This is a genomic window from Luteimonas marina, assembly GCF_007859325.1.
In the GTDB taxonomy this organism is placed as follows: Bacteria; Pseudomonadota; Gammaproteobacteria; order Xanthomonadales; family Xanthomonadaceae; genus Luteimonas; species Luteimonas marina.
Map to the genome: position 1 here is coordinate 212,202 of NZ_VOHK01000003.1, position 13,695 is coordinate 225,896.

Sequence of the window (13,695 nt, forward strand, 5' to 3'; positions counted from 1 at the left end):
CTTTGGCTTTCAACTTGAAGCGCCAGCCTGACCTGACCCACCGATCCGGGCGCTACGCGGCTCCCCCAGCCCCCGCGCATCGCCTCAATCGTCGACCAACTCCCCCCCCGGCAGGAACTGCCAGGTCCGGGTCACGTGCAGGATGTCGACGTTCTCTTCCGTCCTGGGCAGCGGCGAATACGGTTCGGCCAGCTTCGCGATGCGCAGCGCGGCATCGTCGAGCAGCTTGATGCCGCTGGAGCGGATGATGTCGGCGCGCTCGACCGAGCCATCGCGCCGGATCGCCACGCTGATCACGAGTTCGCCGGCCAGCTGCCGCCGTCGCGCCTCGTCGGGATAGTTGAGGTTGCCCACGCGCTGCACGCGGTCGACCCAGTCGCGCAGGTAGCTGGCGTAGGCCCATTCCTGGGTGCTGGCGGAGACGAACTTGCGCTTGGGGCGCTTGGCGTAGCGCTCCGAGCGCAGGTGGATCTCGGCGGCCAGGCGGGCCATGGCGAGGTCGCGCTCGACCCGCTCCGGGCCACGCGGCAGGGCGCTGTCGTCGGCCTGCGGGCGCGCGTCCGCGGTCGGCGTCGGCGCCTCGCCGCGATGGCTGGACACCACGCGCGCCTGCGGCGGAGGCTGCGCATCCGGCGACTGCGCGCGCATCTCGATCGGCGCCACGCCGGGTTCGGCCTGCGCCACCAGTCCGGCCTGGTCGTCGCGCGGGCGCGTGGACCGGTCGTGCTCGCCGCCACCCTGGTTGCTGGCCTGGGCGAGGAAGTCGGCCTGCTTTTGCGTCAGCGGGCTGGTGGTCTCGGTCAGGATCACGTCCAGCGTCGGCAGCACCGGAGCGGCGTCGTCGAGCGCGAAGCCCACGCCCAGCACCAGCATCCCGTGCAGCAGCAGCGACAGCACCATGGTGGCGCTGAGGCGTTCGCGTTCGCCGATGCGCGGCGGGGCGGGGGGGAGGGCGAGGGTGGACACGGAGGGCGTGCTGGGCAATGGGTGGCGGGTCAGTCAGGGCCGGACGCCGGAAGGGCGCCTGTCCCCATTGTCACCTGCCATCCCGCTTCTCGATCGCATCGAACAGCATCCCCGCGATGTTCAGCCCGAACTGCTTGTCCAGCTCCCGGATGCAGGTCGGGCTGGTGACGTTGACCTCGGTCAGCCGGTCGCCGATCACGTCCAGGCCGACGAAGCGCATACCGCGGCGTTTCATCTCCGGCCCCACCTGCGCCGCGATCCAGCGGTCGCTTTCGCTCAGCGGCCGGCCCTCGCCGCGGCCGCCGGCGGCGAGGTTGCCGCGGAATTCGTCGCCCTGCGGGATGCGGGCCAGGCAGTAGTCGACCGGCTCGCCGTCGATCAGCAGGATGCGCTTGTCGCCGTCGACGATCTCGGGCAGGTAGCGCTGCGCCATCGCCAGGTGGCGGCCGCCGCCGGTCAGGGTTTCCAGGATCACGTTGAGGTTGGCCTCGCCGGCCCTGGCGCGGAAGATCGAGCGGCCGCCCATGCCGTCGAGCGGCTTGAGCACGGCATCGCCGTGTTCGGCGACGAAGGCCTTGAGCGTCGCGGCGTCGCGGCTGACCACGGTCGGCGGGCAGCACTGCGGGAACTCGAGCGCGGCCAGCTTCTCGTTCATGTCGCGCAGCCCGCGGGGATCGTTGACCACCTGCGCCCCCTGGCGCTGCGCCGCGCCCAGGATCAGGGTGTCGTGAATGTAGTCGGCGTCAACCGGCGGATCCTTGCGCATCAGCACCACATCGCCGGCGCCCAGCGCACGTTGTGACGGCTGTCCCATTTCAAACCAGCCCGCCGGATCATCGCGGACCGTCAGCGGCGCCAGCCGCGCCTGCGCGGTGCCTTGAATCATGCCAAGGCCGCCCGGCAGCACGTAGTGCAGCGCGTGGCCGCGGCGCTGCGCTTCCAGCAGCATCGCGAAGGTCGAATCCTTGGCGATCCCGATCGATTCGATCGGATCCATCACCACCACGACATCGAGGGACATGTGAACCACCTGTGGCACTTTCTGACAAATGTTAGCAGCCGCTGCGCGTCACTTTCGCCCGTGGAGACGACGGCTTGCGCAATCTTCTTCATGGGAACTTGACAGTCCCGCAGGAGGCTGGAATATACGGCGATCGCGACGATGCGGGCAGTGACCCTGCATCGAGCGCCGGGGGAACGAAGAATGACGCAAGACGATAGTCGCGCCGGCAGCCTCGATGGCCTGCGGGTCATGGTCATCGATGATTCGAAGACCATCCGCCGCACCGCCGAGACGCTGCTCAAGCGCGAGGGCGCCGACGTGGTGACCGCCGTGGACGGCTTCGAGGCGCTCGCCAAGATCGCCGACCAGAAGCCGCAGATCATCTTCGTGGACATCATGATGCCGCGCCTGGACGGCTACCAGACCTGCGCGCTGATCAAGAACAACCAGCTGTTCAAGGGCACGCCGGTGATCATGCTCTCGTCCAAGGACGGGCTGTTCGACAAGGCGCGCGGGCGCATCGTGGGCTCCGAGCAGTACGTCACCAAGCCATTCACGCGCGAGGAGCTCCTCGACGCGATCCGTACCCATGTCAAGGCGTGAAGGGGGAACCGCCATGGCTCGAATCCTGATCATCGAGGACTCACCGACCGACACGGCGGTGCTGACCCAGGTGCTTGAACGCAACGGCCACCAGGTGCTGGCCTCGACCAGCGCCGAGGACGGCATCGAGGTATGCAAGCGCGAGAAGCCCGACCTGGTGCTGATGGACGTCGTGCTCCCGGGCATGAACGGCTTCCAGGCCACGCGCGCGCTCGCCCGCGACGCCGGCACCAAGGAGATCCCGGTGCTGATCGTCAGCACCAAGGGCATGGAGACCGACCAGGCCTGGGGCATGCGCCAGGGCGCCAAGGGCTATCTTGTCAAGCCGCCGAAGGAAGACGTGCTGATCGGCGAGATCAACCGCCTGCTGGGGACGGCGGGATGAACCAGCGTCGCGACCCGTTCGCGATGCTGCTCGACTTCGAGCAGCGCAGCCTCGCGCACGCCGCGGGCCTGCCGGAGCAGTTCGACGCGCCGGGCCTGTGGCGCGGCGTCGGCTACCGCATCGGCGTGCGCCGGCTGGCGTCCGGGTTCGACGAGGTGCTGGAAATCCTGCCGCTGCCGCAGATCACGCCGGTGCCCGGCGCGCAGGCGTGGATGCTCGGCGTCGGCAACGTCCGCGGCAGCCTGCTGCCGATCGTCGACCTCAAGCAGTTCCTCGAGGGCGAGCGCACCGTGCTGCACGAGACGCAGCGGGTGCTGATCGTGCGCCAGCCCGACGGCGACGTCGCGGTCACGATCGACGAGCTGTACGGGCAGCGCAGCTTCCAGGAAGAGCAGCAGATCGAGCCGGAGGCGCTCGCCGAAGGCCGCTACGGGCATTTCGTCGAACGCGCCTACCGGTTCGCCGACCAGAACTGGGGCGTGTTCAGCCTGAGCAAGCTGGCACGGACACCGGAATTCAGACAAGCCGCGGCCTGACGGTCGCGTCCAGCAAGACAGAGCAGGGGCAGGGGTAAGAGCATGAGCACAGTAGTCGATTCGATCGCAGGCAAGGGTCGCGGACTGGGAAGCAACTTCTGGATCGCGGCGCTGGTCACCACGCTCGTGATCTTCGGTGCCAACACCGGTTACGCGGGCTGGAAGGCGGCGCGGCTGGGCGGCGCGAGCACCGCGGCCTCGAGCCTGCAGGTGAATTCGCAGCGCCTGGCCAACCAGGGCCGGGAAGCGGTGGCCGGCAGCCCCGCGGCCTTCGACGCCTTCAAGGACACCAAGGCGCAGATCGACCGCGACGTGCAGCAGCTGAACGCGAACTTCGGCGACACGGCGGGCGTCTCCGGCCCGATCCGCACTGTCACCGAGACCTGGACCCCACTGGCGCAGAGCGCCGAGCAGGTGGCCGCGAGCCAGGCGGCGGTGAGCGGCTTCGCAGAGAACGCCAACCGCTTCAGCCAGGCGGTGCCGCAGCTGCAGGCGCAGCTCGACGAACTGGTGCGCGCGATGTCCTCGAGCGGTTCGCCGGCCTCGCAGGTCTACATCGCGCTGCGCCAGAACGTGCTGGCGGGCAACATGGCGCGCCGCGTCACCGAAATCCAGGCCGGCGGCAGCGGCGCGGCCATCGCCGGCGACGCGCTGTCGCGCGACGTGGGCGTGTTCGAGCAGGTGCTCGAGGGCCTGCGCGCGGGCGACCAGGCGATGAACGTGCAGCCGCTGTCCAACGCCGGCGCGGTCGCGGCGCTGGGCCAGGCGTCCACGCGCTGGGAGGAGATGAAGAAGGACCTGGAGGCGATCATCGCCAGCGCCCCGAGCCTGTTCCAGGCGCAGGCCGCGTCCGCGGCGCTGACCGGCGGCTCGGACAAGCTGCTCTCGGACAGCCAGAACCTGTTCTCGGCGTTCACAGCCTTCGGTTCGCTCAAGGACACCAGCGTCCTGGGCAACGTCTGGATCAGCATCATAAGCGGCCTGCTGGCGATCATCGCCATCGGCGGCCTGCTGTGGTCGTTGAACCGCGCGCAGCGCAAGCGGTTCGAGGACACGATGGAACTCAACAACCGCAACCAGGAGGCGATCATGCGCCTGCTGGACGAAATCGGCGCGCTCGCCGAGAACGACCTGACGGTGAAGGCGACGGTGACCGAGGACATGACCGGCGCCATCGCGGACTCGATCAACTTCGCGGTCGAGAACCTGCGCGACCTGGTGGGCACGATCAACGACACCTCGGCGCAGGTGGCCTCCAGCGCGCAGGAAACGCAGGCCACCGCCATGCACCTGGCCGAGGCCGCCGAGCACCAGGCGCAGGAGATCAACTCCGCTTCCAACCGCATCACCGAAATCGCCTCGAGCATTGACCAGGTGTCGCGCAACTCGGCCGAGTCGGCCGACGTGGCGCAGCGCTCGGTGCAGATCGCGACCAAGGGCGCGGGCGTGGTGCGCGAGACGATCGCCGGCATGGACTCGATCCGCGACCAGATCCAGGAAACCTCGAAGCGCATCAAGCGCCTGGGCGAAAGCTCGCAGGAAATCGGCTCGATCGTGGAACTGATCAACGACATCTCCGAGCAGACCAACATCCTCGCGCTGAACGCGGCCATCCAGGCGGCGTCGGCGGGCGAGGCGGGCCGCGGCTTCGCGGTGGTGGCCGACGAAGTGCAGCGACTGGCCGAACGCGCTTCCAACGCCACCAAGCGCATCGAGACGCTGGTGCAGACGATTCAGTCCGACACCAACGAAGCGGTCAGCTCGATGGAACAGACGACCTCGGAAGTGGTCGCCGGTGCGCGCCTGGCCGAGGACGCCGGCACCGCGCTGGGCGAGATCGAAAACGTGTCGAGCAACCTCGCGCACCTGATTCTCGGCATCTCCACCGCGGCCAAGCAGCAGTCCGCGGCGGCGAGCAACATCACCGAGACCATGAACACGATCCAGTCCATCACCGCGCAGACCTCGCAGGGCGCGAACCAGACGGCGCAGTCGATCGGAAACCTCGCGCAGCTGGCCGCCAACCTGCGTCGTTCGGTCGCCGACTTCAAGCTGCCGGCCTGAGCACGGAGCCAGGGGACGGGATGAACGCGACGACGACCGGCCGCAGGCGGGCGCACGCAGGCATGCGCGGAGGGCGGCGATGACCGCGCTGCGCGAGGCCCTCGACCACACCGCGCTCGGCTGGATCAAGCCCGAGCTCGACGAAACCCTGCGCCTGGCCAAGGCCGAGCTCGAGGACTACGCCGAGGACCCGGCCGACGTCAGCCGGATGCGGCTGTGCGCCGGCTACCTGCACCAGGTGCAGGGCACGCTGCGCATGGTCGAGCTGTATGCGCCGGCGATGGTCGCCGAGGAGATGGAGCAGGTTGCCCTGGCGCTGCACGCCGGCACCATCGGCGACCGCGACGGCGCCTGCGCCACGCTGCTGCGCGGCATCGTGCTGCTGCCCGACTACCTCGAACGCCTGCAGGGCGGGCACCGCGACATCCCGATCGTGCTGCTGCCGCTGCTCAACGAACTACGCGCCGCGCGCGGCGAAAGCGGGCTCAGCGAGAGCGTGCTGTTCGCGCCCGACCTGGAGCGTCCGCTGCCGGGCGCGATCGCGACCGCGCTCGACGTGCCCGCGTCCAACGACGACGCGCTGCCGCTGCTCGAAGCGCTGCAGCAGGCGATCGCCGGCTGGCGCGACGATGCCGCCGATCAGGCCTCGCTGGCGCCGCTGGTGCCGGCGGTGGACGCGCTGCTGCCGCACGTGCGCCAGGTACCGGTGCGGCGGATGCTGTGGGTGGCCTCGAACGTCGCCCGCGCGCTCGCCGACGGTGCGCTGCCGGCGTCGACCGGCCTGCGCAAGGTCTTCACGGGCGTCGAGCGCGAGGCGCGCCGCGGCCTGCTCGACCACGACGGGTTTGCAGAAGTGCGCGGCGAGGCGGCGCAGGAGCCGACGCGCCAGCTGCTGTACCACGTCGCCCACCACGAGGGCGACCATCCCGCGCTGCAGGAACTCAGGCAGGTCTTCGAACTCGACGCCGCGCTGCCGACGCAATCGGAACTCGAACATGCCCAGGGCAGCATCAGCGGCCGCAACCGCGCGCTGCTCGATACCGTCTCGGCCGCGGTGAAGGACGACCTGCTGCACGTCAAAGACGCGCTCGACCTGCACCTGCGCACCGGCGCCAGCGACCTGTCGGCGCTGCAGCCGCACGCGGAGACCCTCGGCCGCGTCGCAGACACGCTCGGCATGCTCGGCCTCGGCGTCGCGCGCAAGGTGGTGCAACAGCAGCGCGACGCGATGCAGGCGATCCTCGACGGCACCGTCGCGGCCAACGAGGACGCGCTGCTGGACGTCGCCGGCGCGCTGCTGTACGTCGACGCCACGCTCGACGACCAGGTGGCGCGGCTGGGTTCGGCCGAACCCACGGGCGCGCAGGCGGAAAACGAACTGTTCGCCGGCGAGACGCGGCAGGTGGTCGACACCATCGTGCGCGAGGCGATCGCCAACTTCGTGCAGGCGCGCCAGGCGCTGGTGGCGTTCGTCGAGACCAGCTGGCAGCACGAGCAGCTGTCCGAGGTGCCGCGCCTGCTGGACGAGGTGTCCGGCGCGCTGCGGATGATGGAGCTGTCCCTGCCCGCGGACTACCTGGTCGCGGTCAGCCGCTACACCGAGAACGAACTGATCAACCGCCAGCGCGTGCCCAACGGCCGCCAGCTGGACACCCTGGCCGATGCGCTCGCCAGCCTCGAGTACTACCTCGAAGCCCTGCGCGAGCAGCGCGGCAACCGCGACGAGATTCTCGACATCGCGCGCAACAGCCTCGAATCGCTGGGCTACTGGCCGCTGCCGCAGGTGGTGGCACCCGCCGCCGCTGCCGTGGTCGAAGTGCCTGCCGCGGTGGAAGCGCCGGCCGCGGAAGAGGTCGCGCCCGCGCCCGAGGCCCCGCAGGCACCGGCCCCGCCCGCCGCTGAATCGCCCGCGAAACCGGCCGGGCCGGTCGTCGGCGGCTTCGAATCGGTCGGCGAGGAGATCGACGAGGAAATCCGCGAGGTGTTCCTCGAGGAATTCGCCGAGGAGATCGACAACCTCGACGCGCTGCTGCCGCAGTGGCGCGCCGCGCCCGAGGACATGGAAAAGCTGCGGCCGATCCGCCGCGTGTTCCATACCCTCAAGGGCAGCGGCCGCCTGGTCGGCGCGCGCACGCTGGGCGAATTCAGCTGGAAGATCGAGAGCATGCTCAACCGCGTGCTCGACGGATCGCGCCCGCCGAGCGAGGCGGTGATCGCGATGGTCGACCGCGCGTTCTACACCCTGCCGGAGCTGCAGGCCGCGCTGCGCGGCGAGAGCAGCGTCACCACCGACCTCGAACCGCTGCAGGACGCCGCCGATCGGATCGCGGCCGGCGAGGAGGTGATGCCGCCCGAGGTCGTGGTGCCGTCGGCGCTGCTGCCGGCGGACGCGGTGGAGGAAGCCCCGGAACCGGCGACGGTCGAACTGGCAGAGGCGGGCCAGCCGATGGCGGCCGTGCCGGCGAAGATCGACGCGCTGCTGCTCGAGATCCTCGACGCCGAGGTGGACGGGCACCTGCAGACGATCGACGCCTGGCTGGCGCAGGCACGCGGTGGCGATGCGCAGGGCAGCGACGGCCTGCTGCGCGCGCTGCACACGATGAACGGCGCGTTCGCCATGACCGAAGTTCCGGTCATCAACAGCGTCCTCGGACCGGCGGAACACTACGCGCGGCGCCTGCTGGCCGCACGCGCGGCCGCCGCGCCCGAGGGCGTCGACGCGATCGCCGAACTGGCCGACGTGGTCCGCGGCACCATCGACACGCTGAAGCAGCCCGCGCCCGCGCTGGTGGCGCAGGATGCCCTGGCGTCCCGGCTCGTCGCGCTGCGCGACAGCCTGCCGGAAGCCTCCAGCGGGCTGGCGGCGCTGGTCGATGCGCAGGCGCTGGAAGAAGCGGCGGCCATGCCGGAGACCCCGGTCGCTGCCGACGACGTCGCGCTGACGACCGACGACCTGAGCGCGTATGGCGGTTTCATCGCGGGCGGCCTGCCCGGCGAAGAAGCCGAGCGTCTCGAAGCCGAACGCCTCGAAGCTGAGCGTCTCGAAGCCGAACGCGTCGAAGCCGAACGTCTCGAAACCGAACGCCTCGAAGCCGAACGCCTCGAAGCCGAACGCGTCGAAGCCGAGCGCGTCGAAGCCGAGCGCGTCGAAGCCGAGCGCGTCGAAGCCGAGCGCGTCGAAGCCGAGCGCGTCGAAGCCGAGCGCGTCGAAGCCGAGCGCGTCGAAGCCGAGCGCGTCGAAGCCGAGCGCGTCGAAGCCGAGCGCGTCGAAGCCGAGCGCGTCGAAGCCGAGCGCGTCGAAGCCGAGCGCGTCGAAGCCGAGCGCGTCGAAGCCGAGCGTCTCGAAGCCGAGCGTCTCGAAGCCGAACGCCTCGAAGCCGAGCGCCTCGAAGCCGAGCGCGTCGAAGCCGAGCGCCTCGAAGCCGAGCGCCTCGAAGTCGAGCGTCTCGAAGCCGAACGCGTCGAAGCCGAGCGCCTCGAAGCCGAACGTCTCGAAGCCGAACGTCTCGAAGCAGAACGTCTCGAAACCGAACGCCTCGAAGCCGAGCAGGAAGCTGAAGCCGCGGCCGAAGAAGCCCGGCCTTCGGTCGATCCCGCCGTCGCCGCGTTGCTCGCGCGCGTGCTGGCCAGCGAGCAACCGGACGAGGCCCTGGACACGTCCAAGCTCGACACCGAGCTGCTGGACATCTTCGTCGAGGAGGCCAGCGACCTGCTCGACCATTCCGATGGCCTGCTGGCGCAGCTGCGCCAGTCGCCGGACGCGCGCGAACCGCTGATCGGCCTGCAGCGCGACCTGCACACGATCAAGGGCGGCGCGCGCATGGCCGGCGTGTTCACCATCGGCGAGCTCGGCCATGCGATGGAATCGCTGCTCGAGGCGGTGGTCGAACAGCGCTGCGAGCTCGACCGCACCGGCATCGGCCTGCTCGAGGGCGGCTTCGACCGCCTGCATGCGCTGGTGACGCGCGTCGGCGAGCGTCGCGCGATCGCGATGCCGCAGGCGCTGATCGACGCCTTCAATGCCCTGGCCCGTGGCCGGCCGCTGCTGGCGGAGGACGCTGCGGACGGCGAGTCCGCGACGCCGCAGCCGAAGCCGGAACTGGTGCCGCTGTCGGGTCCGATCCAGGACCTGATGCTGGACGACGACACCGCCATCCGCGCGCCGCAGGAGCAGGTGCGCATCCGCGCCGACCTGCTCGACCGCCTGGTCAACTACGCCGGCGAAGTGGCGATCTACCGCGCGCGCCTGGAGCAGCAGCTGGGTGCGTTCCGCGCGGCGATGAACGAAATGGAGCAGACCAACACGCGTCTGCGCGACCAGCTGCGCCGCCTCGACATCGAGACCGAGGCGCAGATCATCGCCCGCTTCCAGCGCGAGGGCGACGCCGGCGACGCCTCGTTCGACCCGCTGGAGCTCGACCGCTTCTCGACCCTGCAGCAGCTCTCGCGCGCGCTCGGCGAGTCCGCGGCCGACATGGCCAGCCTGCAGCAGACCCTCGACGACCTGACCCGCCAGTACGAAACCCTGCTGCTGCAGCAGTCGCGCGTCAGCTCCGAGCTGCAGGAAGGCCTCATGCGCACGCGCATGGTGCCGTTCGATGCACTGGTGCCGCGCCTGCGCCGCGTGCTGCGCCAGGCCGCTTCCGAAACCGGCAAGCAGGTGCAGCTCAAGCTCGACGGCAGCCAGGGCGAGCTCGACCGCAACGTGCTCGAGCGCATGACCGCGCCGCTGGAACACATGCTGCGCAACGCGGTCGCGCACGGCATCGAAGCGCCGGACAAGCGCCGCAAGGCGAAGAAGTCCGAGGAAGGCACGGTCCGCATCGCGGTGCGCCGCGAAGGTTCGGAAGTCGTGCTGGAAGTCGGCGACGACGGTTCCGGCCTGGACCGCGGCGCGATCCGCCGCCGCGCCGAGGAGCGCGGACTGGTCCGCCAGGGCGCGGTGCTCAGCGACAGCGACCTCGACGCGCTGATCTTCGAGCCGGGCTTCTCGACGGCCGACGAAGTCAGCCGCCTGGCCGGCCGCGGCGTCGGCATGGACGTGGTCGCCAGCGAAGTGCGCCAGCTCGGCGGCTCGCTCGACATCGCCACGCGCCGGAAGGAAGGCACCACCTTCACCCTGCGCCTGCCGCAGACGCTCGCGGTCACGCAGGCGGTGTTCGTGCGCATCGGCGAAACCCAGTTCGCGGTGCCGATCGCCTCGGTCCGCGGCGTCGGCCGCATCGAGCGCGACCGCCTCGGCGACCGCGAAACCGCCTACGCCTACGGCGGCGAGGACTACGCGCTGCACGATCTCGGCCAGCTGGTCGGCCATGCCCCGGCCAGGGCCGAGGGCCACCTGCAGATGCCGCTGCTGCTGGTCCGCTCCGGCGAACTGCGCGCGGCGGTCGCGATCGACGAGATCATCGGCAGCCGCGAGATCGTGGTGAAGCCGGTGGGCCCGCAGGTCGCGTCGATCCCGGGCATCTTCGGCGCCACGATCATGGGCGACGGCAGCGTCGTGGTGATCCTCGACGTCGCGCCGCTGGCGCGCCGCCACGCGGTGATGCCGCGCGAGATCGCGCCCGAGGCGCCGGCGGCGGAACAGCGCCCGGTGCCGCTGGTGATGGTGGTCGACGACTCGGTGACGATGCGCAAGGTCACCGGCCGCGTGCTCGAACGCCACAACTTTGAGGTGCTGACCGCGAAGGACGGCCTCGACGCGCTGGAGCGGATGGACGAGCGCGTGCCCGACCTGATGCTGCTCGACATCGAGATGCCGCGCATGGACGGCTACGAGCTGGCCAAGCACATGAAGGCCGATCCGCGCCTGCGCGACGTGCTGATCATGATGATCACCTCGCGAACCGGAGAAAAGCACCGTCAGCGCGCGTTCGACCTTGGCGTGGACCGCTACCTCGGCAAGCCCTACCAGGAGCCCGAGCTGATGCGCAACGTCAACGAACTGCTGAAGGTGTCGCATGGCCGTGACTGAGGGCACGCCGCGCGTGGCCCTGCTGGCGCGCGCCGGCGAGGCCTGCGAGCGGATCGGCAGCGCACTGCGCGAGGCCGGGGCCGACGTGGTGCTGGTCGCCGACCCGCTGCAGGCCGATCCCGAGCAGGTCCGCGGCGCGGCGCCGGAGGCGATCCTGGTCGCGCTGGACCCCGCGATCGAGGATGCGATCGAGCGCTATGGCGAGGTGCTGGCCGATCCCGGCTACATGGTGATCTTCGAGGAGGCCGAGCAGGCCGCGCAGCGCACCGGCTGGGACGCGGCGCGCTGGCTGCGCCACCTTTCGGCCAAGCTGCACCGCCACCAGGACGTCCTGCCGGCCGGTGCCGAAGCCGAGGAAGACTTGCATCCGACGCCGGGCCCGCTGCAGGCGAACGCGGCCGCGGTCGACTTTGAGGAAGCGATCGTGGCGTTCACCGACGAAGCGCAGCAGCGAGCGGAGGATGTTCCCGGCGACAGCGGCCTGGAAGGGCTGGTCGGGCAGGCCCCGCCGAGGCAGGACGACACGCCGGCCGTGGACGCGGCGGCCGCGGTCGTCGTCGAAACCGGCGGGACGATCGAGGAAGCCGTGGTGGTCGAAACGGACACGACGATCGAGGAGGCCATCGTCGTCGAAGCGGACACGACGGTCGAGGCGGCCGTCATCATCGAAGCGGCTGACGAACCGGAACTCGACGGACCCGCGCTCGCGGAAGCGGACGACATCGATTTCAATCCCGAACCGGTTGCGCTGACCCTGGACGCCGATGAGGGTGACGCCGGACTGGACGAACTGGCCTTCGATCCCGAGCGCTTCAACCGCGCCGGAGAGGCGGAGCAGGCGCCTACGGGGATCGAGGCCTTCCTCGCCGAGCGAATCGCGCAAGCGCCTGCCGACGAGGAGGACGTGCCCGCGCCGGCCGCGGAGGCTGCCGCCACGCCGGAGCCCCCCGTCGCCAAACCGGACTTTTCGGGACTGAGCCTGGCCGAGGACGATCTCCAGCCAGCGCCGGCGGCGGGCGATGCCGACCGGCCGAAGCCGGCCTTCGACCTCGATGCGCTCGGCAGCGGCCTGTCGCTGGCCGACCCGGACAGCTACGGCCACGGCCCGGTGCGCGGCGCGGTGCTGATCGAGGCCGGGCTCGGCGGGCCGGATGCCGTCCGCCAGCTGCTGGCCGCGATCCCGGAAGGCTTTCCCAGGCCGATCCTGATCCGACTGCCGCTGGAAGGCGGGCGCTACGACCGGCTGGTCAAGCAGATGACGCGCGCGACCTCGGCGCCGGTCGCCGTGGCCGAAGCCGGAGAGCCGGTGCAGGCGGGCAGCATCTATTTCGTGCCGCCGGAACTGGGCATCAAGGCCGCGCCCCGGGGTTGGACGTTCGATCCGTCGCTGCCGTTCGAGCCGGCCGCCATCCTCTCCGCGGACGACAGCGCGGTGCTGTTCCTCAGCGGCGCTGATGCGGCGCTGGTGGCGGACGTGACCGGCGGCGAGTGGGCGGGCGGCCTCGTGCTCGGACAGACGCCGGACGATGGCTGCTACGACCCGGCGGCCGCGCAGGCGGCGATCGCCGCGGGCGCCGCGCACGCAACGCCGGCGAAGCTGGCGACCATGCTGCTGGACCGTTGGCCGACGCCCGGTTACCGGCCCGACAACGATCCAAGCGGGATGCTGCAGCCATGAGCACAACCACCACCGACATCCGCGCGGTGCTGATCCAGACCGAAGCGGCGCGCCTGCTGCTGCCGAACGCGACCATTTCCGAAGTGCTGTCGTACGCCGAACCCGATCCGGTCGCCGACGCACCCGACTGGCTGCTCGGCACCATCCGCTGGCGCGGCTGGCGCCTGCCGCTGGTGGCGTTCGCGCCGCTGAGCGGGCAGGGCCCGGAGCAGGGCGGCCTCGGGCACAAGGTGATCGTGCTCAAGACCCTCGGCGGGCAGGCGACGCTGCCGTTCTTCGCCCTGCTGACCAAGGGCTTCCCGCGGCTGGTGACGGTCTCGCGCGACCGCCTGTCCACGATCGAGGAAGACGCCGCGCCGGCGACCGGCGTACGCGCACAGGTCAACTTCAACGACGAACCCGCGCTGATCCCCGACATCGACGGCATCGAACAGGCGATCCGCCAGGCAATGGCGGCATAGGGCGGGCCTCGGCCCGCCGATCGAT

Annotated in this window: 9 protein-coding genes and 2 pseudogenes; 8 read left to right on the top strand and 3 right to left on the bottom strand. The window is 70.6% G+C overall.

Annotation, left to right across the window (positions count from 1 at the left end; translation table 11 throughout):
• Positions 1-84: 84 nt before the first annotated feature.
• The gene (locus FQY83_RS07635; RefSeq protein WP_192906683.1) at positions 85-966 is read right to left on the bottom strand and encodes an energy transducer TonB; all 882 of its coding nucleotides are present in this window, start codon (positions 964-966) and stop codon (positions 85-87) included.
• Between the two features lie 70 nt (positions 967-1,036).
• A complete protein-coding gene (gene gshB / locus FQY83_RS07640) occupies positions 1,037-1,987 on the bottom strand; it encodes a glutathione synthase (protein ID WP_146386740.1) in 951 nt (316 codons plus the stop codon).
• 183 nt (positions 1,988-2,170) lie between these two features.
• Between gshB and pilG the strand changes: the two genes are divergently transcribed.
• From pilG to FQY83_RS18025, 5 genes and pseudogenes are all read left to right on the top strand, one after another.
• On the top strand, positions 2,171-2,572 hold the full coding sequence (gene pilG, locus FQY83_RS07645; RefSeq protein ID WP_146386742.1) for a twitching motility response regulator PilG: 402 nt from the start codon (positions 2,171-2,173) through the stop codon (positions 2,570-2,572).
• A gap of 13 nt (positions 2,573-2,585) precedes the next feature.
• Complete coding sequence (locus tag FQY83_RS07650) at positions 2,586-2,957, top strand: response regulator (RefSeq protein WP_146386744.1); 372 nt, start codon at positions 2,586-2,588, stop codon at positions 2,955-2,957.
• Complete coding sequence (locus FQY83_RS07655; RefSeq protein ID WP_146386746.1) at positions 2,954-3,493, top strand: chemotaxis protein CheW; 540 nt, start codon at positions 2,954-2,956, stop codon at positions 3,491-3,493. Before FQY83_RS07650 ends, FQY83_RS07655 begins: the two co-directional genes overlap by 4 nt.
• A 42-nt stretch (positions 3,494-3,535) precedes the next feature.
• Positions 3,536-5,557: a methyl-accepting chemotaxis protein gene (locus tag FQY83_RS07660; protein WP_146386748.1), complete on the top strand. Its 2,022-nt coding sequence runs from the start codon at positions 3,536-3,538 to the stop codon at positions 5,555-5,557.
• A 295-nt stretch (positions 5,558-5,852) separates the two neighbouring features.
• Positions 5,853-7,787: pseudogene (locus FQY83_RS18025) on the top strand (FimL-related protein); the annotation flags it as partial.
• A gap of 742 nt (positions 7,788-8,529) precedes the next feature.
• Here the strand turns inward: FQY83_RS18025 and FQY83_RS17975 are convergent.
• Positions 8,530-9,072, bottom strand: a complete 543-nt coding sequence (locus FQY83_RS17975) for a pentapeptide repeat-containing protein (RefSeq protein ID WP_425478623.1) — start codon at positions 9,070-9,072, stop codon at positions 8,530-8,532.
• Positions 9,073-9,242: 170 nt separating this feature from the next.
• On the opposite strand from FQY83_RS17975, the pseudogene FQY83_RS17980 reads away from it, so the two are divergent.
• The 3 genes and pseudogenes from FQY83_RS17980 to FQY83_RS07675 form a co-directional block, all read left to right on the top strand.
• A pseudogene (locus FQY83_RS17980) lies at positions 9,243-11,531 on the top strand (response regulator); the annotation flags it as partial.
• Positions 11,518-13,209 carry a chemotaxis protein CheB gene (locus FQY83_RS07670; RefSeq protein ID WP_146386752.1) on the top strand — a complete coding sequence of 564 codons (1,692 nt, stop codon included), beginning with the start codon at positions 11,518-11,520 and terminating at the stop codon, positions 13,207-13,209. The pseudogene FQY83_RS17980 and the gene FQY83_RS07670, both read left to right, overlap by 14 nt.
• On the top strand, positions 13,206-13,670 hold the full coding sequence (locus tag FQY83_RS07675; RefSeq protein ID WP_146386754.1) for a chemotaxis protein CheW: 465 nt from the start codon (positions 13,206-13,208) through the stop codon (positions 13,668-13,670). The genes FQY83_RS07670 and FQY83_RS07675 overlap by 4 nt, the downstream gene beginning before the upstream one ends.
• Positions 13,671-13,695: the final 25 nt, after the last annotated feature.